This is a genomic window from Ciceribacter sp. L1K23, assembly GCF_018122705.1.
Taxonomy (GTDB): Bacteria; Pseudomonadota; Alphaproteobacteria; order Rhizobiales; family Rhizobiaceae; genus Allorhizobium.
Genome location: NZ_JAGRRC010000002.1, coordinates 394,368 through 415,445, shown reverse-complemented (window position 1 = coordinate 415,445; position 21,078 = coordinate 394,368). Strand labels below are relative to the sequence as shown.

At 58.5% G+C, this 21,078-nt stretch carries 16 protein-coding genes; 10 read left to right on the top strand and 6 right to left on the bottom strand.

Features of this window, described 5'->3' with window-relative positions; translation table 11 throughout:
- Window positions 1–128 precede the first annotated feature (128 nt).
- The 5 genes from J5J10_RS20915 (at window position 129) to J5J10_RS20895 (ending at window position 6,807) form a co-directional block, all read left to right on the top strand.
- Window positions 129–1,307, top strand: a complete 1,179-nt coding sequence (locus J5J10_RS20915) for a phosphoserine transaminase (RefSeq protein WP_211931595.1) — start codon at window positions 129–131, stop codon at window positions 1,305–1,307.
- A gap of 88 nt (window positions 1,308–1,395) precedes the next feature.
- Window positions 1,396–2,991 (top strand): phosphoglycerate dehydrogenase, encoded by a 1,596-nt coding sequence (serA, locus tag J5J10_RS20910; protein ID WP_208553877.1) that lies wholly within the window; start codon window positions 1,396–1,398, stop codon window positions 2,989–2,991.
- Window positions 2,992–3,193: 202 nt separating this feature from the next.
- Window positions 3,194–4,603 (top strand): cytochrome ubiquinol oxidase subunit I, encoded by a 1,410-nt coding sequence (locus tag J5J10_RS20905; RefSeq protein WP_211931594.1) that lies wholly within the window; start codon window positions 3,194–3,196, stop codon window positions 4,601–4,603.
- Window positions 4,593–5,597 (top strand): cytochrome d ubiquinol oxidase subunit II, encoded by a 1,005-nt coding sequence (cydB, locus tag J5J10_RS20900; RefSeq protein ID WP_211931593.1) that lies wholly within the window; start codon window positions 4,593–4,595, stop codon window positions 5,595–5,597. The genes J5J10_RS20905 and cydB overlap by 11 nt, the downstream gene beginning before the upstream one ends.
- 226 nt (window positions 5,598–5,823) lie before the next feature.
- Window positions 5,824–6,807: a TIM44-like domain-containing protein gene (locus J5J10_RS20895; RefSeq protein WP_211931592.1), complete on the top strand. Its 984-nt coding sequence runs from the start codon at window positions 5,824–5,826 to the stop codon at window positions 6,805–6,807.
- A 52-nt stretch (window positions 6,808–6,859) separates the two neighbouring features.
- Here the strand turns inward: J5J10_RS20895 and J5J10_RS20890 are convergent, their stop codons facing one another.
- On the bottom strand, window positions 6,860–7,435 hold the full coding sequence (locus tag J5J10_RS20890; protein ID WP_211931591.1) for a transglycosylase SLT domain-containing protein: 576 nt from the start codon (window positions 7,433–7,435) through the stop codon (window positions 6,860–6,862).
- A gap of 195 nt (window positions 7,436–7,630) precedes the next feature.
- Entirely contained in the window at window positions 7,631–8,587 is a 957-nt protein-coding gene (locus J5J10_RS20885; protein WP_211931590.1) for a rhizobiocin, read from the bottom strand.
- A 532-nt stretch (window positions 8,588–9,119) separates the two neighbouring features.
- Between J5J10_RS20885 and J5J10_RS20880 the strand changes: the two genes are divergently transcribed.
- Window positions 9,120–9,512: a PRC-barrel domain-containing protein gene (locus J5J10_RS20880; protein WP_208553883.1), complete on the top strand. Its 393-nt coding sequence runs from the start codon at window positions 9,120–9,122 to the stop codon at window positions 9,510–9,512.
- A gap of 79 nt (window positions 9,513–9,591) precedes the next feature.
- Here the strand turns inward: J5J10_RS20880 and J5J10_RS20875 are convergent, their stop codons facing one another.
- On the bottom strand, window positions 9,592–11,118 hold the full coding sequence (locus tag J5J10_RS20875) for an endo alpha-1,4 polygalactosaminidase (protein ID WP_211931589.1): 1,527 nt from the start codon (window positions 11,116–11,118) through the stop codon (window positions 9,592–9,594).
- A 310-nt stretch (window positions 11,119–11,428) separates the two neighbouring features.
- Here J5J10_RS20875 and J5J10_RS20870 point away from each other — a divergent pair, with 310 nt between their 5' ends.
- A complete protein-coding gene (locus tag J5J10_RS20870; protein WP_211931588.1) occupies window positions 11,429–12,610 on the top strand; it encodes a DUF5677 domain-containing protein in 1,182 nt (393 codons plus the stop codon).
- Between the two features lie 899 nt (window positions 12,611–13,509).
- On the top strand, window positions 13,510–15,447 hold the full coding sequence (locus J5J10_RS20865; protein WP_211931587.1) for a M23 family metallopeptidase: 1,938 nt from the start codon (window positions 13,510–13,512) through the stop codon (window positions 15,445–15,447).
- 102 nt (window positions 15,448–15,549) lie between these two features.
- Here the strand turns inward: J5J10_RS20865 and J5J10_RS20860 are convergent, their stop codons facing one another.
- Window positions 15,550–17,010 carry a hypothetical protein gene (locus tag J5J10_RS20860; protein WP_211931586.1) on the bottom strand — a complete coding sequence of 487 codons (1,461 nt, stop codon included), beginning with the start codon at window positions 17,008–17,010 and terminating at the stop codon, window positions 15,550–15,552.
- Window positions 17,011–17,303: 293 nt separating this feature from the next.
- Window positions 17,304–17,999 (bottom strand): fumarylacetoacetate hydrolase family protein, encoded by a 696-nt coding sequence (locus J5J10_RS20855; RefSeq protein ID WP_211931585.1) that lies wholly within the window; start codon window positions 17,997–17,999, stop codon window positions 17,304–17,306.
- A 208-nt stretch (window positions 18,000–18,207) separates the two neighbouring features.
- On the opposite strand from J5J10_RS20855, the gene J5J10_RS20850 reads away from it, so the two are divergent.
- Window positions 18,208–18,666: a MarR family transcriptional regulator gene (locus J5J10_RS20850; RefSeq protein WP_211931584.1), complete on the top strand. Its 459-nt coding sequence runs from the start codon at window positions 18,208–18,210 to the stop codon at window positions 18,664–18,666.
- A 44-nt stretch (window positions 18,667–18,710) separates the two neighbouring features.
- Here J5J10_RS20850 and J5J10_RS20845 read toward each other — a convergent pair whose 3' ends face one another.
- Window positions 18,711–19,220: a hypothetical protein gene (locus J5J10_RS20845; RefSeq protein WP_211931583.1), complete on the bottom strand. Its 510-nt coding sequence runs from the start codon at window positions 19,218–19,220 to the stop codon at window positions 18,711–18,713.
- Window positions 19,221–19,588: 368 nt separating this feature from the next.
- On the opposite strand from J5J10_RS20845, the gene J5J10_RS20840 reads away from it, so the two are divergent.
- The gene (locus tag J5J10_RS20840) at window positions 19,589–21,016 is read left to right on the top strand and encodes a mannose-1-phosphate guanylyltransferase/mannose-6-phosphate isomerase (RefSeq protein ID WP_211931582.1); all 1,428 of its coding nucleotides are present in this window, start codon (window positions 19,589–19,591) and stop codon (window positions 21,014–21,016) included.
- Window positions 21,017–21,078 lie beyond the last annotated feature (62 nt).

The window sequence follows — 21,078 nt, the reverse complement described above, 5'->3', positions numbered from 1 at the left end:
CGTTCCGGAGCGCCAAAAATCTTTCTCCAAGCGACAAAGGCGTCTTGACCGGGGGGCGCAACAGGCATAATGACGACGGCGGGACACCTCTCCCCAACGAGAGGCTAATTACCTGGAAGGGTATACATATGGCTGATATCGTCGCCCCCGCCGCGCGTCCGGCGAATGCTCACTTTTCTTCTGGCCCTTGCTCGAAGCGCCCCGGTTGGTCGCTCGATGCGCTTTCTGATGCCCCGCTCGGTCGTTCGCACCGCGCCAAGGTTGGCAAGGAAAAGCTGAAGCTTGCCATCGACCTTACCCGCGAAATTCTGAAAGTTCCTGGTGACTATCGCATCGGCATCGTTCCGGCCTCGGATACGGGTGCCGTCGAAATGGCCATGTGGTCGCTGCTCGGCGAACGCGGCGTCGATATGCTCTCTTGGGAAAGCTTCGGCGCCGGCTGGGTCACCGATGTGGTGAAGCAGCTGAAGCTCGCCGATGTCCGCAAGTTCAATGCCGACTACGGCCTTCTTCCGGACCTGGCGCAGGTCGATTTCGACCGCGACGTCGTCTTCACCTGGAACGGCACCACCTCGGGCGTCCGCGTTCCGAATGCCGATTTCATTCCGGCCGATCGCAAGGGTCTGACCATCTGCGACGCCACGTCTGCCGCCTTCGCGCAGGACCTCGACTTCTCCAAGCTCGATGTCACCACCTTCTCCTGGCAGAAGGTTCTGGGCGGCGAGGGCGGTCACGGCGTGATCATTCTCTCCCCGCGTGCCGTCGAGCGCCTGACGACCTATGTGCCGGCCTGGCCGCTGCCGAAGATCTTCCGGATGACCTCGGGTGGCAAGCTGATCGAAGGCATCTTCGTCGGCGAGACAATCAACACGCCGTCGATGCTCTGCGTCGAGGACTATGTCGATGCCTTGAAGTGGGCAAAGTCGATCGGCGGCCTCGAAGCCTTGATCGCGCGTGCCGACGCCAATGCCAAAGTCATCTTCGACTTCATCGAGAAGAACGACTGGATCGCCAATCTGGCTGTCGACGATGCGACGCGTTCGAATACGTCGGTCTGCGTCAAGATCGTTGACCCTGAGGTGACGGCACTGGATGCCGATGCCCAGGCCGCTTTCGCCAAGGGCATTGCGAGCATGCTCGAAAAGCAGGGTGTCGCCTTCGACATCGGCGCTTACCGTGATGCGCCGGCCGGCCTTCGCATCTGGGCAGGTGCCACGATCGAGACATCAGATATGGAAGCTCTGATGCCGTGGCTGTCTTTCGCTTACGAGACCCAGAAGGCGTCTCTGGCCAAGGCTGCTGCCTGATCCCGGATCAATTCGGCTCCGCCTGACCGGCGGAGCCCCGTAATTCTCATCATTCCATCCAAACGAACTCTCTGAAGGAGGCCTCGTCATGGCACCTCGCGTTCTCGTATCCGACGAATTGTCCGAAACCGCCGTCCAGATTTTCCGTGATCGCGGTGTTGAAGTGGATTTCCAGCCGAAGCTCGGCAAGGACAAGGAAAAGCTCGCCGAGATCATCGGCAATTATGATGGGCTGGCCATCCGTTCGGCCACCAAGGCGACGGAAAAGCTGATCGCCGCTGCGACCAACCTCAAGGTTATCGGTCGCGCCGGCATCGGCGTCGACAATGTCGATATCCCGGCCGCTTCCAAGCGCGGTATCATCGTGATGAACACGCCCTTCGGCAACTCGATCACGACCGCCGAGCACGCCATTGCCCTGATGTTTGCCGTTGCCCGCCAGCTGCCGCAGGCCGATGCCTCGACCCAGGCCGGCAAGTGGGAGAAGTCGAAGTTCATGGGCGTCGAAATCACCGGCAAGACGCTCGGCGTCATCGGTGCCGGAAATATCGGTGGTATCGTCTGCAAGAAGGCGATCGGCCTTGGCATGTCTGTCATCGCCTATGACCCCTTCCTCTCGGCCGAACGGGCCCAGGAAATGGGCGTTGAGAAGGTCGAGCTGGACGAACTTCTGCCGCGCGCCGACTTCATCACCCTGCATGTGCCGATGACCGACAAGACCCGCGGCATTCTCGGCAAGGAAAACATCGCCAAGACCAAGCCAGGCGTCCGCATCATCAATTGCGCCCGCGGCGGTCTCGTGGATGAGGCAGCACTCGCCGAAGCCATAAAGTCCGGCCATGTCGCCGGTGCCGGCTTCGACGTCTTCGAAGTCGAGCCCGCGACGGAAAGCCCGCTCTTCGGCCTGCCGAACGTCGTCTGCACGCCGCATCTTGGCGCCTCGACCACGGAAGCCCAGGAGAATGTCGCCCTGCAGGTCGCCGAGCAGATGTCGGACTACCTCATCAAGGGTGCCGTTTCCAACGCCATCAACATGCCTTCGATCACGGCCGAGGAAGCGCCGATCCTGAAGCCGTTCATCCGCCTCGCCGACGTGCTGGGCTCGTTTGCCGGCCAGATGACCGAAAACCCGATCAAGGAAATCGAGATCCTTTATGACGGCGTGACCGCCGGCATGAATACCAAGGCGCTGACCTCGGCACTGCTCGCCGGTCTCATTCGCCCGCTGGTCGCCGATGTCAACATGGTGTCGGCTCCGATCATGGTGAAGGAAAAGGGCATCATCGTTTCGGAAGTGAAGCGCGACAAGACCGGCGTCTATGACGGTTACATCAAGCTCACCGTCGTCACGGAGAAGCAGACCCGTTCGGTCGCCGGCACCGTCTTCTCCGACGGCAAGCCGCGCTTCATCCAGATCAAGGGCATCAACATGGATGCCGATGTCGGTCCGAACATGATCTACATCTCGAACACCGACGTCCCCGGCATGATCGGCTTCATGGGCTCCACGCTCGGCAATGCAAAGGTCAATATCGCGAACTTCCAGCTGGGTCGTGACAAGGAAGGTGGCGACGCCATCGCGCTGCTCTACGTCGACGGTCCGGTCGATCAGGCCGTGCTCGACCAGTTGACTGCCAACCCGGCCATCAAGCAGGCCAAGCCGCTGGTCTTCAACGTCGATTGATCGACAGCCAGACATGAAATTTTGAACGGCGCGGGACCCAACCCGCGTCGTTTTGGTTTAAAGCCATAACTCGATTGGACTGCTTTTATATATAGAAAATAATATGCGTTGAACTGACGCATGGCGGGTTGTCGCATTGCTTCCGGCCTGAGACACTATAGGTGATGCTTGTCACCTCGGGAGGAAGAAAGGGCTTCGAACGATGTTCGAGAATTTCGACGTAGAGCTGCTGGCGCGCATCCAGTTTGCGTTCACGGTTTCCTTCCACATCATATTTCCGGCGTTCTCGATCGGTCTTGCCAGCTATCTTTTCGTCCTCGAGGGCCTGTGGCTGTGGAAGAAGGATCGGGTCTACCTGGAACTCTTCGATTTCTGGAAGACGATTTTCGCCGTGGCGTTCGGCATGGGCGTCGTGTCGGGGATCGTAATGTCCTACCAGTTCGGCACGAACTGGAGCGTCTTCTCCGATAAGGCCGGGCCGGTCATCGGGCCGTTGATGGGCTACGAGGTGCTGACGGCTTTTTTCCTCGAAGCTGGCTTCCTGGGCGTCATGCTGTTCGGGCGGGAGAGGGTAGGGCCGGGGCTGCACTATCTGGCGACGTCGATGGTCGCACTTGGCACGCTCATTTCGGCCACCTGGATCCTGGCGGTAAACTCGTGGATGCAAACACCGGCCGGCTTTGCGATGAATGATGTGGGGCAGTTCGTGCCGACGGACTGGTGGGCTGTCGTCTTCACTCCGTCCTTTCCTTACCGCCTCGTTCACATGGTTCTCGCTGCCTATCTGACGACGGCCTTCGTCGTCGGCGCCGTCGGAGCCTATCATCTCCTGAAGGGCACGGCGCACCGGCGCGCGGGCACGATGTTTTCCATGGCGATGTGGATGGCGGCCATTGTTACGCCACTCCAGATCGCCGCCGGTGACTTCCACGGTCTCAACACGCTGGAGCATCAGCCGGCAAAAGTGATGGCGATGGAGGGGCATTTCGACAGCCATCCCGAGGGCGCGCCGCTGATCCTGTTCGGCATTCCGGATCACGACGAGAAGCGGGTCCACTACGCTGTCGAGGTTCCCAAGCTTTCGAGCCTGATCCTCAAGCACGACCTGAATGCCCCGATGGACGGACTGGACACGATTCCGGACGAACTGGAGCCGCCGGTGGAGATCGTTTTCTGGTCGTTCCGGATCATGGTTGGCTTGGGCTTCCTGATGCTGGGGATTGGCCTCTGGAGCCTCTGGTGTCGAGTCAGCGGGACGCTGCTGACATCGGACTGGCTGCATCGTGCTGCTCTGACAATGGGACCTGCGGGCTTCATTGCCGTGCTCGCCGGCTGGATTACCACCGAGGTCGGTCGCCAGCCGTATACGGTCTACGGTCATCTGCTGACGGCCGATTCGCTGTCGCCGATTTCCGCCGAGGCTGTCGGCAGTTCGCTGGTCGCATTTATCCTCGTCTACTTCCTCGTCTTCGGCGCGGGCACTTTCTATATCCTGCGGCTTATGGCCCGCCTGCCGCGCGATCCCGAACCGGATCTCGGGCTGGGTCCGATACGTGCGTCCGGCACGACGCCCGCCGCGCAGACCGAGCATGGAGGCAAACATGGCCATTGACCTTGCATTTATCTGGGCGTGCCTCATCGCCTTCGCGGTGCTTGCCTACGTCATTCTCGACGGCTTCGATCTCGGCGTCGGTATCCTGTTTCCGTTGTTCCCGGAGAAGCCCGAGCGGGATCAGATGATGAACTCCGTTGCGCCTGTATGGGACGGCAACGAGACATGGCTGGTGCTCGGCGGCGGCGGCTTGCTGGCCGTCTTCCCGCTCGCCTATGCGACGATCCTGCCGGCCCTCTACGCGCCCCTGATCGCCATGTTGCTCGGCCTTATCTTTCGTGGTGTTGCCTTCGAATACCGCTGGCGGACGCGGCGGGCCGAGTTTCTCTGGGACTGGGCCTTCGCCGGCGGATCGATCGTTGCAACGTTTGCCCAGGGTGTGGCGCTTGGCGCTCTGGTGCAGGGCATACCTGTCGAAAACCGAGCCTATGCCGGCGGCTGGTGGGACTGGCTGACGCCGTTCAGCCTTGCCACGGGTGTGGCACTTGTGATCGGCTATGGGCTGCTCGGGGCAACATGGCTGGTGATGAAGACGGAGGGGGAGCTCGCCGGAACGGCGCGGCGCTACGCGCGTTTGCTGGCCTTCGCAACAGTGGGAGCTATGGGTGTTTTCAGCCTCTGGACCCCCTGGCTCAAGCCGCTCTACCTTGAGCGCTGGTTCAGCTTTCCGACGGTCATCTTTTCCTTCGTCGTTCCCGCGCTTGTGCTTTTCAGCCTGTGGCTCATCATCAAAGGGCTCAAGGATGGGCACGATTCACGACCCTTCGTCGCTTCGCTCGGCCTTTTCGTGCTGGGCTATGCGGGTATCGGGATCAGCTTTTATCCCTATATCGTTCCCACATCAGTGACGATCTGGGATGCCGCCGCGCCTCCCGAGAGCCTGGCTTTCCTTCTCGTCGGGGCCGTGGTGTTGCTACCCATGATCCTCGGTTACACCGCTTATGCCTACTGGGTGTTTCGCGGCAAGATCAGACCGGGCGAGGGCTACCACTGATGGCGGCTGGTTCGACACTCACGCGGATTGCCTGGTTCATTGGCCTGTGGCTTGCCGGGGTCCTGACGGTTGGCGCGGTCGCGATGGTCATCAAGGTCTGGCTTGGCGCGTGACGGATGGCGCGATTGTGATCCGGTGACCCGTTTTCTCACTTCAATTCTGCGCGAGCCATCGCCATATGAGGCTTATCGCAACGTGCGGTCATAGTGGAGGAACAGGACTTTCGATGAGACGCTACGGAAAACTCTTTGCGGTCATGGCCATCGGATTCGCGACCATGCTCGTGGCTGTGGACTTTGCCGAAGCACGGCGGGCCGGTGGCTTCAGCGGCTTCGGTAGCCGTGGTACGCGTACCTATTCCGCACCGCCGACGACGCGGACGGCTCCGACAACGGCCGCTCCGATCGAGCGCAGCATGACGCCGCAGACCCAGGCCACGCGCCCGGCGGCAACTCAGAACCAAACCCAGGCCGGTCGCAATACCGGCGGTATGTTCGGCGGTCTGGCAGGCGGCTTGATGGGAGGGCTTCTGCTCGGCGGTCTCTTCGGCATGCTGATGGGCACCGGCTTCGGCGGCGGCTTCGGCTTCCTGGGCCTGTTGCTTCAGGGCCTGCTGATCTTCTTCCTTATCCGTTGGGCGATGCGCGCGTTCGGCACTCGGCAACCGGCCTATGCCGGTCCGGGCGCTGGCATGGCGCGATCGTCGATGGCCGGTGGTGAAGGCAAACCCAGCTTCGAGATCCCGCGTCTCGGTGGCGGGCTCGGTCGGCCCCGCGCACCGGAAAACGCCGATGAGATCGGTGTGGGACAAGCCGATCTGGACAAGTTCGAGGGACTGCTGAAGCAGATGCAGGCGGCCTATGCCGCTGAAGACTATGCGGCGCTGCGTCGGATCTCGACTCCGGAAGCCATGTCCTATCTCGCGGAGGAACTGGGTGACAATGCCACCCGCGGGCTGAAGAATGTGGTCCGAGACGTCCACCTCGTGCAGGGCGACATCGCCGAGGCCTGGGCCGAAGGCGCGGTTGAGTACGCGACGGTGGCGATGCGATACGAGAGCATCGACTATATGGTCGACCGTACCAGTGGCCATGTTGTCAGCGGCGATCCGGACAATGTCGGCGAGTCGGTGGAAATCTGGACCTTCGTCAGACGGCACGGGACCGACTGGCGGATCGCTGCGATACAGTCTGCCTACGACCAAGGATGACAAACAAAAAAGGCCACCTCCGGGTGGCCTTTTCACGCGCTTTTGCTTGCGGTTACGGACAGTCCCGCAACTGTCTTGCATAGGTGTAGGTGATGTCGGTGAAGCGCTTTGCGCCTCTTAGGGCTTCGGGTCGGCCGCGATAGGCGCCACGTGAATAGCCGACATGTCCCGAATGATAGGCCAGATAAAGATTATACGGGTCGTTGTAGGCGATGCCGTTTTTGATGTGGCTTTGCTGATGGTACCAGCCGATGAACTGCACCGCATCGGCAAAGTTCGTCCGCCGCGCGGCCCATCGTCCCGTCTGCTTCTGATAGGAATCCCAGGTCCCATCCAGCGCCTGCGAATAACCGTAGGCGGTCGAGGCGCGCTTCCAGGGGATGAAGCCCAGCAGCTTCTTGCGCGGCGGCTTGGCGTTGTGGCGGAAACCTGATTCCGTATAGATCGTCGCCATGAGGATCGGCACCGGCACGCCGTATTCCCGTTCCGTCTTTTCAGCCGCTCGCCGCCAGTTGTTGAACAGCCCGTCACGCTGCTCGAAGATCGCGCACGCATTTCGGGTCTGTTTTGGCGGGGAGGCGCAACCTGCAACGCTGAGCAGGAGGGCTACGACAATTACGCTACGCATCGCAAAACCTCTCGTTAACGAGAAGTTTATTGCTTAAACTTTAACGGAAGGTTTTGAGACTTGGTTAACCAGAGGGTCTGCTAAGGTTAACGTGATGCAGCTCCAGGCGGTGCGTGGCTTCAGGGTTCGCGAAGAAGAAGAGGGGCCGGTCTCCCGTCCCCTCCGATCTTCAGATGTTCCGATATCGGATGCGTATCAGATAAACCAGTCGGTGCTGCCGGTCAGATTGACACCATCTACAAGGATTTTCTCGCCGACATGTGCGGCTATGCTGCCGTTGTACGTCAGCAGGGTGGCGCCCCCGAGGTTGGTGACCGTCCAGTCGCTGATCGTCCCGACAAGATCCAGCTTGTCCTCCGCGATATCGAAGCCCGTGATGGAATCGGTCACGAAAGACTTGGCCATGTCGCCGAGCTTGAAGACGAAGGTGTCGGCGCCGCTGCTTGCAAACATGGTATCGATGCCCTTGCCGCCGGTAACGACTGAGGACTTCAGATTAACCGCACTCAGATCGATCGTGTCGTTGCCGAGGCCGGCGTCGATCACGACGGTCGTCATGCTGCCGTCGACGATGCCGTTGCCACCGTTGACCGCGCCGGCGGCGACCACGCCCCCAATGGTGCTCAGCGCATTGCCCTGAAGCAGGGTAATCGTGTCATTGCCAGCGCCGGTGCTGATGTTGAACTTGTTGACCCAGCCGCTGTCATTCGACACGAGCGAAAGATTGACCGTGTCGTTGCCATCGCCGGTCTCGATGTTGCCACGCTTGGCGTTCAGTACGTTGACGGTCGAATTGCCGGTGCCGCCGAGATACACGTCGACATGGACGAAATCCTTGAAGACGACGTTATCCGAGCTTTCCGACACCGCGAGCACGTTTTTTACTGAATTCCAGGCAGTTGCCACGTCGAAGTTGAATTCGTTGGCGCCGGAGTCGTAGACGATTTCAACGGTGCCGCCCGCTCCGGAACCGGACGTGCCGGCGGATGCAACGCTGACACTCTGCGAAGTCAGGAGGCCTCCGTCACTGGAGACGTTCTTTTCCTGCGTGGTGTCGCTATTGAGCAGATTATAGGCTGCTTGATCCACAGTGTCCTGTAGATCGAGTACGGTCGATGCACCGCCGTTTCCGAACGTGACTGTCAAAGACATAAATGCCCCCTTGGGTTGCGTTAAGATCGCCCGCCGCGTTTCCCATGCGTACTGCGGAGGGTTATCAACGCTCAGCTTATATTTTTGAGTCTATGTTTAAGCAATGTTGAAACGAAATTTTTACTGACCAAAATTGGGATGAAACATTTATAGATTGTAAATGAAATGATCATCTATAATGCGATGTGCATGAAATACAGACATCAGTCTGTCATAAAGCGTTTATACAGGACGGGAACTCACCGTTCTTTCTCGCGGCTTGATAAAAACTTCGGCATCGTTGCCCGGATAAGGTGCAATTGATGAAGTTTTTTGCAATGTTTCGTATTGAGGATAGATCTGCAACGCCTGGTAGTTTTTTCATTCTTTCATCGGTTTGACGATCGGAAGCGAATGGGCAATTGGCGTTGGCATGTCTCACACATCGGCTGCCATGGGGGCGTACCGCACCAGTCTGTCGCCTGCCGTACCGGAACAAACCCCGGCAGGTCGCGTTTTTCCGGCACCTTCAACACGGAAAGAGGAGATAGAGATGTTGCACCATGAACCCGGCAAGAACCAGGATCCTTATGCCAAGGACACGGCAACCCTGATCGCCAGCGACAAGGTGGAAGGTACTGCGGTATACGGCATTGATGGCAACCGGATCGGCTCTATCCAGCGCGTACTTTTGGAAAAGCGCGGCGGCCGTGTTGCCTTCGCGGTTCTGAGCTTCGGCGGCTTTCTCGGCATCGGCGATGATTATTATCCGCTGCCTTGGGCGAAGCTCAACTATGATGAGGAGCTCGACGGCTACCGGATCGACATGACCAAGGAAGAAATCGAGAAGGCGCCGCGCTACGCGGATGCCGACGACGAGAGTTGGTATCGCTCCGGCGAAGGTCGCGTCGAGCAATACTACGGCATCCCGCCCTACGTTATGTAAGTTGTATACCTGATTAGCGATCGGGGCCCCGCACGGCGGGGCCCCGTCTTTTATGCGCAGGTCCGCAGGCTTCGATCCATCACAGGATAAAGTCCGTTTTTGAGAGCGTAAGCAGCAGGTTTTTCAGAACCACTGCAAGGTCAGCCCGACCGTCGCCGTTGACATCCGCGAGAATGTGTGTGTCGCCGGAGATTTTCTGGAAGCGCAGTTCACCCGCTTTGCCGTGAAACCCATGGCTGCCGATGAACGTGAACGACTGATTTCCGCCCCTCGTCGTATTCGCATCGATTGCGGACAGATCGATTTTGTCGTGCTGCGCGCGGCTGAAATCGAGAATGGTATCGCGGCCGGCTGATGCGAACGTCGTTTCGGCCACTGATTTAAAGACGAACCTGTCCTGCCCGGTGCCGCCGCTGAGCCGATCCGCGCCATGTCCGCCCTGAATGACGTCATTGCCACTGCCGCCCCAGATCTTGTCGGCGCCGCCGCCGCCGAACAGCGTGTCGTTGCCCGTCCCTCCCTTGAGAGTGTCGTTACCATTGCGACCGGAAATTCGGTCATTGCCACCGAGGCCATCAATGGTGTCGGCCAAGTTGGAGCCCCGCAAGGTGTTGGCGCCGGAGGTCGGACGGATGTAGGCCGGGTCGCCGTCATAAGTCCCGACCAGTTGGTCAAGCGCCCGATCCGGCGCGGCAAAGGGGATGAAGCCGTCCTCGATCGCCAGCTTGTAGAATTTCTCAAGCCGCGAGCCGCCGTTAATGTAATCGACGACGAAAACCGGGATGCCCTTGTCGAGGAAATCGCGTTTGAGAACAGCAATCGTCTCCTCGTCCGGATCGAGCGGGTTGTTTTCGTCGGCGTCGCCACGAAAATACAGATCCTCGACCGCAATGCCGCCGATGGCGTCGAGATAGGCGCGCTTGCGCGTCGTATCGCTGCCGAGGTCGTTGAGGATCCAGGCGCCGTTTTGCGGGATGACGAAGAAGTCCGGATTGGTCTCGCGGGCATGGTCGGTCAGGGCGACGATGAAGTCGACCATGCGCTGGGCAGCCTGCTTGACGTTGGCGGGGTCACCCGTCTCCTTCAGTCTGTCGGCGATCTCCTCGCCCCAGAAATAGTATCCGTCGACGATGTCGAGGTAGGCGGCGTCGAAGCCGGCACGGACGATCGCATCGATCTCGCCGGTCTTGCTGTCGTTGAAGATGATGTCCTGCCAGTCCTTGTCCCAGTAGCGGACCTTGCGGCTCTCCGGCCAGTCCGGATTGACCGGGCCCAGCCAGTCGGGCGCCCGCGCGGTGAGCTTGCCATCCGCTTCGCCGGTCGTCGTCCAGTTCTTGTGCCAGTAATCCCGGAACTCCGACGCTTCCCCGATCGAGACATAGGACACGACGACCGAGCGCCCGCCCATGCCGTCCTTCATGCGGGCAATGTCGCCAGCGCTGAAGCGGTTGGCATCGGTGCCGTCGCGCGACTGGTCGATGACGAGAAGATCATGGGTCGCGGAAGCGAGCAGCCCGACGTTCAGCGGGTTGCCATTGGAGCCCTGCAGTTCGTAGCCCCAGTTGTCGACGGTCACCGTTCCCGACGACGTCTTGAACTTGACCATGTCAGTCTTTCCTTGTCCCGCATTCCTGGCTGGGCTTCCCGATGATCTTAGCGGTCGCCGCCGTTTCGACGTCCACGCTAGTAGGGAAGAATGTCGCGATGATTAAAACGCGGCGTAAAAGTCAACCGGTTCAAGATCTTGCCTCATTCACGTCCGCCTAGAGCCACGGTTCGGAAGGTCAACGAGATTCGCCTTGGCCGGGTGATCGACGCCCCGTCTATCAAGTGAGCAACTTTCAATTGAAATATCCGAGGATTTTTTCGTTTTTGTCATAAGATCGTCGAGTCCAGCAATGCTAGGTGGATTGAAAATGAACAACGGCAGCTACGACTTAGAAACGCTTACCGATCAAGGAGATTTGGGAAAAGAGCCGTCCGAGAAATATTTGGAAAGCCTTTACGTCCTCGACAGTGTGGTACGAGAAAGCATGTCGGTCGCGAAGAGATACGAAGGAATTCCGTCCCCTACCGGCCGCCATTTTTACGCATCCGTTTTGTTTACCGCTATGATCACCCGAGGTGTCAGCATGCTGAACTTAGCGCCGCATACACCTTGGGCGGACAAACGAATCGAGCACTGGGACTACGCGTCTCTCGCGGTTATTTCTCGTACTTTGATCGAGTTGCGTGTGGCTTTTCACTATTTATGTACTGAAGAATGCACGGAGGCTGAATGGCAATGTAGGTGGAATATACTAAATCTGCATGACTGTGTTTCCAGAATTAGGTTGTTCGAGGCGAAGGGTGACGCAGAGGAAGTCAGCCTACTTAAGGTTCAGGCCGATGAACTGCGAGAGAGATTAAAAACAAATGAATATTTTCAAAGCTTGGATTCAAGGCGACACAAGAAATTGCTTCACGGGCAGAGCGCATATCTATTTGCGCTCGAAGAGATGGCAGAAAAGGCGGGAATAGCGCTGGAGATGTTTCGTTTCCTGTATGTTCTTTTCTCAAGCCACGTGCACGCGCTTCCGATGTCGTTCTACCGTATGGGAGGCGATAATCCCGAGAGGGGAAGAGGTTTACCAAGCGAGATAGAACAAGGCTACTCGTCACTATGTCTCTCATTCGCAGCAACGCTGTTCACTGCAACACGCGATGAAGTTCATACCCTCTTTGAAGACATTGTTCCTCCTACGAGCCATGCCCAGACGGAAGGGATCGAAGAAGAGATCGCTGAACCGACACTCAAAGTAGGTGAAACCGCCTTGCATGACGCATCTGAGGAAATCCAGATACGGTTCACAAAGGTGACAGAAGACAAAATCAACGTTGAGTACATTTATAAAAATACTGAAGAGGTAGTGCTTGAGCGTTCAAGCTCCGAACAGGCTGGGGAAGAATTGAAATGGTTCGAGCCTGTCTTTTGGTCGGTCGAGGTCAACGATGGGCCTACGACCGAAAAATTTCTAATAGAGGCTCTGACCGAACCCCACGCTTATAAAGTCGATCACATCAACCGACTTATTAAATTCAAGACGATGAGTGACTAAGATAGGGTGTTTTCACTGCCCTTGGAGGCCAAATGTTGTCTCTGCCCTTGAGCCGCTCCCAAACGCGCTCCAGACCACGAAGCGCCCCCTAGCCTTCGCTATGAACGGCGTTAAGGTTGCGACAGTTACAACGACCAACCTAATCTGAAATGGTGTCCGACCTGAGAGATAGGTGACGTTTTGTACCGAAGACATGGGTAACACTTTTTGCCTTTTGGCGGGAGGTGTTGATGCCGTGGAGAGAGATTTCGGTCCTATGTTCTGAATCGACGAGAACTCACTCGATCGAACCCGCATCCCTGCGAACCCGACCTGGTGTTCTCATATCAAAACGTGACCGTCTGCGTATCATTCATAGAGAAGAATAAACCTCTCCACGCAACGCCGCCGTCCACGTTTCTCTTTCTTCAATCTTCAATTGTCAAATAACAGACGATCGTAACCGTCACGAAAGCCTCAGGCCAAACTTCAAGAGCCCGGCATTTAATTAGCGTTTCAGCCAATTTCAAGAGGTTTTCTCAGAGACAAGAACCAGCGTCGCCAGCAGCGCCGCCGCCCTCGTCAGTGATCGGGGTTATAGATTCGCTTTCCGGACCAGTCAACAATCGTTTTGCAGTTTTGTGAAAATTTCTTTGAAGCCATTGTTTTAACGAGTATATTACGCACTTCTCGATTCGCGAGGCGCTTTTGCGCTCCTTTCCGGAGAGCGAACGCCTGCTGCTATCGGCAGGTCCATAAGAGACTTTGTCGGCTCCCTTAGTTTTTTCACATTCCTCTGCGCATAAGCGACCTTGTGCGAGGCGCGCACGATTTGACTCGCGATGTCCTGTCATGCAGAACTTCGAGCCGGGTCGCCAACAACCAGAACACATTGCGCTTCAGCGGGGATGACGGAATAAGTGACGATCGACCGGACCATGTTGATGTCGCTGGGCAGCGAGGCGCCGATCCTGGCCGAGGGCCACCGAGCGCCTGATCGTCGTGAAATATCGCTTCGCTGGCTCTCGGGCACATTTCTCACGGGCATCACATCATGCGTCTTGATGGGCGTTGCGCTGTTTGCAGCACTGGACGGTCGGCAGCAACTGGCCATTCCGGCCGAAGCCTATGCCCTCAGTGACGCAAGTCCGGAAGTCTACGAGGATGTGAAACGGGGGGCGCGGATAACGGGACCGAAGATCGCAGCCCGCCCGACTGACAAGGCCATCCTGGAAGTGCCGACGGTCATCAAGGATGGGGAACGGGAAGTGGTGCGCAAGCAGCCCTTTTCTCATGTCAAGATGACGCTGGCCGCAAACTACGCGCCGCAGGAGACTTATCCGCCATTCGATCCCCTGGCCATTTTTGCCGCATCCGAAAATGCCGTATCCGCGCTTCGCGCCGGGGCTCTCTATGATTCCGACGTAGAGTCAGAGGTCAGCCTCAAGACTGTTCCCTTCCCCACGCAAGGCAATACCGTTCCCTTCGCGAGCGCCATGAGTTTCGACGAGGTGGAGGAGAATGTGCGGTCGAACGGCTCCGTTCTTACCGACGGTAGCACTCAGGTAGCGGCTCTCTATTACATCGATCCGCGCCGTTTTTCCTCGGATGAAGAAGACGGCCTCGATATTACGGCCGGGCTTACGGCGCGGGTTCTCGAACAGAACATGTCGGTATCGACGGCGGAGATGCCTGATCCCAAAGAGCCGGAATTCGCGGACGACATCATTCCGGCGCGCCGGGCGCAAACCATAACCGCCGCGCTCATGGCATCTGGCTATCCCGAAGATGGAGCAGCGAACGTCGAGCGGGCCGTTGCCGACCGAGTAGGTTCTGGTGAGCTCAACGAAGGCGATGTCCTGAGAGTCGGAATTCTGCAGGCTGGCGATCTCGCGCGTATCGTGCGGATCAGCGTTTATCGAGGCGGCAACCACGCCCTGACACTTGCGGTAAACGACAAGAACAAGCTCGTCATCGGTGCCGAGCCGCCCATGCTCGATGCCATTCACACCGTTTTCGAAGAAGGCGCTGCCCCGATTACAGCATCGCGCGACCTTCCGCGGATTTATGACGGCATCTACCGGGCTGCCCTTTCCTACGGAATGAGCCAGGACATGACGGCGCTGGTGATCAAGCTGCTCGCCTCGAACGTCGATTTCCAGGCACAATTGAAACCGACCGACACCATAGAAGCCTTCTTTTCGGTCGCGGACTCGTCCGGCAAGGCAACCGAGGAATCCGAACTGCTCTATGTGCGCGCCCGGTTCGGCGACAACATCACGACCTTCTACAGGTTCCGCAATCCTGAGGATGACTCGATCGATTACTACGATGAGGACGGCAAGAGCATCCGACAGTTCCTGTTGCGTAACCCAGTCCCGAACGGACGTCTGACGTCGGGCTTCGGCATGCGGCGCCATCCGATCCTCGGTTACTCCCGCATGCACACCGGGACAGACTGGGCCGCCCCGCGCGGCACGCCGATCATCGCATCGGGCAACGGGGTCGTTGAAAAGGCGGGCTGGGCTTCGGGCTACGGCAACCAGACCATAATCCGCCATGCGAATGGCTACGAAACCTCCTACAATCACCAGAGCGCCATCGCCAAGGGCATCCGACCCGGAGCCAAGGTCAATCAGGGTCAGGTGATCGGCTATGTCGGATCGACGGGATCTTCGACCGGCTCACACCTGCACTACGAGTTGATCGTGAACGGTACTAAGGTGGACGCCATGAAAGTGCGCCTGCCCGGCGGCAAAAGCCTTTCGGGCCAGATGCTGGCGCAGTTCGAGGAAGAGCGGAGCCGCATCGACACGCTGTTGGGCCGAGCTGATTCACAGCAAGTGGCTAGCAACTGACAAAAAAGGAGGGTTCCGAAACCACCCTCCTCCACATTCCTCCGAAAATCATTCGGATAGCGGCGCATGGAAGCGACCGCATCCAAGCCAAAAATCTGACGCTTACACTTCCGCGGCAGGCCGCGGCGGTGTTGCGCGGAGCGCCTTATCCGACAACTCGATGATGGGCTTCGGAGCCTCGTCTTCAGGCACCCACTCCTCGAACGTGGCCTTCGGCATCGGCGGCGCTGGCGGCGCAATCTGCACCTGTCCGCTCCGTTCGTTCCGAACGACCTCAAGCTGGCCGGTCAGGATCGCGATCTCTGCCTTCAACTGGCGAATTTCGGCTTTCGAGACTTCGGCGCTTGCCCGCAGCTGACGGATTTCCTCCTGGTCGGACTGCGCGCGGTGATCGAGATCGCGACGCATGGTCTCCATGTCGCGCTCGCGCTTGTTGCGCTGGTTCTCGGTCTCGCGAAGACGCATCGTCAACTCGCTGACCTGAAGGCTGAGGTCGCGGCGGACGGACTCGTTCTCCGTGTTGCCGGCGCGCGCAGCCGACAATTCCTGCGCCAGACGATCGGCGCGAAGCGTGGTCGTCGCGAGATCGGACTTCATTTCCTTGAGTTCGCCCCGGACGGCAGACAGTTCGTCCTCGGCAAGTTTGGCGCGGCCCCGCGCGGTAATCAGCAGTTTCTCCACCAATTCGGCCTTGGAGTTGACGGCCTCATATTTGGTGGACAATTGCGCCATCTCGACGGTCGTCGAACTCTGATGGTTTTCGAGTTCCGCCTGCAGGCGCTTTGCCTTTTCCTCGGCGAACACCAGTTCCTGCCGCAAGCCGGCGGCCTCTGTCGACAGGTTCCGGGCCTGCGTGTCCTGGTGCGAGAGGCTGCGCTTCAACTGGGAGCGCTCTTCGTTCAGCCGGTCTATTTCCCGTGCCTGGGCATCGGCCTCCCGTCGGGACGTCTCGACAAGCACCTGATGCGCCGTCTTCTCGTTTTCGTATTTCTCGCGGAGCTGTGCGAACTCCCGGTTACGCTGATCGAGATCGTGATGCGCACGTCGAAGGAGCGATGCGGTTTCGTCGTACTGCGCGATCCGCTCGTCCAGTTCGCGGGAAACATCCCGCAGGCGGGCATGCACGACCTCCAGATCGTTGGAATTGGCGTCGAATTGCGCCTGTAGCTTGATCAGCTTTTCCCGGTTCTGGTCCAGCTCCAGCCGCATCTGGCTGTTTTCGCTGCGCAGTTCCTTGTTTTCGGCGGAAATTTGCTGGTTTTCGATATCAAGACGGCGACGCGCCGTCGTTTCGTAATCGAGAAGAGAAGCGATCCGGGCACGTTCGGTCCGCAATTCGGAGAGTTCCGCCAGCGCCTCGCCGTGCGCCTTCAGCAAAGAGGACACCCGATTCTGCAGACTTCCAAGCCCGGATAGCAGATCTTCGGAAGACAATTCGCTCTCGGCGACAACGGCGCCAAAGCTCATCAGATCCTGGAGTTCGCCCCGCTCCGCCTGCTGCCCGGCAGCGGCCGACGCAATTTTTCCTTGCTCTTCAACGCGACGAAAAAAACCCATGACCATTGCGCCCCACTCCCGGCCCAGTGTTAAATTTCAACTAACAATAATCAAATTCCGCATGTCCCGCCTTTAAGTCCGTCCAAGGACCTAGGTTAACGTAGGATGAACGCGCTCCTCGCCGCCGTCAAAGGGAAGTTGCAGACAAAGCGCTGTGTTCACAGAAAAGAATGAAGCGACCCGCCTCTAGCGATGGTTGCACAGGATGCTGGACTGGGGAGCGATAGCATGTCCGCGTCCCGCATCTGCAATATTGCGGTCGTTCTGATTGTCGTTCGGAACCGGATGATGCGGCATGATTATTCTGCTTCCGCTATGACAAGATCGATGGTTCCGACACCATCAATACCCCCGTGAAGCAGATCTCCGGCTACCACGGTACCGACACCCGAAGGCGTGCCGGTATAGATGAGGTCACCGGGCGCGAGATGATAGAAATGCGACAGGTGGCTGATGATCTCCGGCACCGACCAGACCATGTCGGAAATCAGCCCCTCCTGCCTGAGTGCATCGTTCACGGTCAGCCAGATCCTCAGTTTCTCGATGTTACCCACATCCTCGGCAGCGGCAATTTCCGAGATGATCGCCGACTGCTCGAACGCCTTCGAAAGATCCCACGGCTGGCGCTTTTCCTTCGCCTTGTTCTGCAGGTCGCGCCGTGTCATGTCGAGCCCGACTGCGAAACCGAACACCGCGTCGTCCGCCTCTTCGACCTTCACCCTAAACGCCGGTCGCCCGATCGCGACGACCAGTTCCACCTCGTGATGGAGGTCACGGGTCCCCGGCGAGTAAGCGATCGAAGCGCCTGAAAGGGTCAGTGCCGTGGCTGGCTTGGTGAAATAGAACGGCTCCTCACGGTCAACCTCATTGCCCATCTCCGCCGCATGAGCGGCGTAGTTTCGGCCGACGCAGAAGATCCGGTGCACCGGAAAGCCGTCTTCCCTGCCTTTGACCGGCACGAGCGGAGCAACGGGAACGGAAAACATCGGCTTCATAGACGGCCCTCCAGCCAAACAGTCTGTAAATTGTCCGACAGGGACTTCTCTTCATCCCTGACCGTACGTCCATAAACCGAGCTCTCCCGCAGGCCAAGCCATCTGTTCTGGTAAAGGAGACCTTCGGCTTTCGTAGGGGGCTCCTTTTTATTGGCGTCAATTGCGGGTAGAAATGGCTGCTGGGGAGCAGTGGGGAGGCTAGGCGCAGATGCTTGAGATCTATGAGATGCCGGGACACTTGGTGCGACGACTGCATCAAGCCGCGGTGTCGCTGTTCATGGATGAGACGGGGAAACGCGGCTTTGACCTGACGCCTGTGCAATATGCGGCACTCGCCGCGATCCAGACGCGACCCGGCCTTGATCAGGCGACGCTGGCGAGCCACATAGCCTACGATCGTGTAACAATCGGCGGGGTCGTGGATCGCCTGGTTCAGAAGGATCTCGTCCGTCGCGAGATCAGCAGCACAGACAGGCGGGCACGCGAACTCTACATGACCGACAAGGGCTTGAAGACCCTGGAAGAGATAAGACCGCTCGTCCGTCAGATGCAGGAGACGCTGCTTGAAGGCCTCGATGCCGACGAGAAAGAGCGGTTCGTCACGCTGTTGCGCAAGGCTGCGGATGCTGTGAACGACCGTAGCCGTGCACCTCTGAAGATGAGCTGAGCTCATCCCTACCCCGTAGTTCTTTGTATTGCGGCGCACCTCGATCAGCAGTTGAGGGAGGCGCGGCACAAGGGATCGGCCCAGACGCCCGCCCGTTGAAGAATTGCCTTTTGCTGCAGCGTTTTTAGTTCGGCGCTGGATATGGCACGCGCAAACCCCGAGCCGACCAGTTGTTCAGCGACACTGTTCGTGCCGACCCGACAACTCACCAGTTTCACGTATTTGCTGAGAACCTCGGTGTCACATTCGAGATAGCGCCCGAATATCGTGCTTCTCAGCAGAGCCCTTGCCTGGGCTCCACACACGAAGCGCCGTCCGTCGTCGGCCTTGCAAAGCCGTTTGGGATCGGGAGCAATGACATCCCGGAGGAGATAGACGCTGCCATCCATCGTGAAGGACATGCCGTCGAAAAAGCTCGTGCGCGGCTTCACCCGAAACCCGGAGAGATAGTGGTCGGCTGGACCGGGTATACGTTCGTAATCCTGGGTCGCTCGGTCGATCCGAACAGGTTTGTCCGTCCATATTGTTGCGTCGTCGCCTGAATACGGAAGCAAGGGAGCAGCCCAAACCGGCGACGCAGAAAGCGCCGACGCCAAAAAGCGCAGAGCAATACTTTTCTTTGACAACATCCGTGGCTACGATCCCGGCGGTTTCTCTATCGCTTTCTGTTCGGGATGTTAACTGACCAATGCTTTCGCTTTCACGAAGACCACGGGATCTCGCCTTTGCCGACAGAATCTATTTTCATCCCGCCCCTCTCTTCCACGGAACTCTCGCCGGCATTTGATGTTTGTCGATTGTCACCTCGCCGCTTCACAAGGAGACGTCCACTCCAGCCCCTCCCAAGGACGATGGATCTCCGGAAGCGGTACGAAACGCTGGTGTCGCACCAGCAATCAAAAACAGGAAAGGTACTAGCCCAATGACCAGAAAGATCGTTCCCGTGATCATGGCCGGCGGCAAGGGAACACGGTTGTGGCCGCTCTCGCGCGTTGCCGCAGCCAAGCAGTTCATCCGTTTTCTGGGTGAGGAAACTTTGTTCCAGAAGACTCTTGCCCGGGTCGCGGACCCGTCCCGCTACGAGCCCGCCGTCGTGATTACGAACGACGAATTTCGCTTTCTCGTCGCGGAGCAGGCACGCGAGGCCGGTTACGACCTTTCCGCGATCGTTCTGGAGCCGGTGGCGCGCAACACAGCCGCCGCTGTAGCGGTGGCGGGACTGGTCGTCGCCCAGAAATTCGGCGATGACGCCCTGATCCAGATACTGCCCTCCGACCATGAGATTAAGGTCGACGACACCTACAAGGAATGCGTGGCGACCGCCCTTGAAGCGGCGGAAGCGGGCAATCTGGTGACGTTCGGCATAAGCCCGACGGAGCCGGCAACCGGCTACGGCTATATCGAGCGCGGGGAGGCATTGCCGTCAGGTGCTTACAAGGTGGCGCGTTTCGTTGAGAAACCGCCGCTCGACAAGGCTGAAAAGATGCTGGAGGCCGGCAAATTCTATTGGAACTCCGGGATGTTCCTGTTCACCGCCGGCAACATCATCGACGAATTGCAGGCGCATGCGCCGGACGTGCTGGAAGCCGCCCGACAGTCGGTCGAGCTGGCCAAGGAGGACCTCGATTTCATCCGCCTCGATCCCGATGCATTTGCACAGAGCCCCAGCATCTCTGTTGACTATGCGGTTATGGAAAAGACCCGGAATGCGGCGGTTGTCCCCGCTGCGATCACCTGGTCCGATCTCGGCAGCTGGGACGCCATATGGAAACTGGGCGATCAGGATGAAAGCGGCAATGTGGTGGTCGGCAACGCGACGGTGGTCAACAGCCGCGACACCCTGGTCATGTCGCGTAACACACATCTGGCGGTGCAAGGCATGGAAGGTATCGCCGTTATCGCCAGCGAAGACGCCGTCTATGTCGGTCGGCTCGACGAGAGCCAGGAGGTCGGCAATCTCGTCAAGAAGCTGGCATCGGAGAAGAAAACCGAATACCTAACCGAAACCCATCCGACATCGTTGCGGCCCTGGGGTGGCTACACGTCATTCCTGCAGGGCGATCGTTTCCAGGTGAAGCGGATTTTCGTCCAGCCGGGGAAGAAACTGTCGCTCCAGAAGCATCACCACCGCGCCGAACACTGGATCTGCGTCAAGGGTACGGCCGAGGTCACCATTGACGGCAAGACCACCGTTCTTCACGAAAACCAGTCAACCTACATTCCTCAGGGCGCCGTTCACAGACTCGGAAATCCCGGCAAGATTTTGCTGGAGATGATCGAAATCCAGACCGGCTCTTATCTGGGCGAGGACGACATCGTCCGCATCGATGACGAGTTTGGCCGCGCCTGATAGGACGAGTTCGGTTTTCTTGCGGGGCGGCATCCACCAGGGACGCCGCCCTTTTGTCCTAT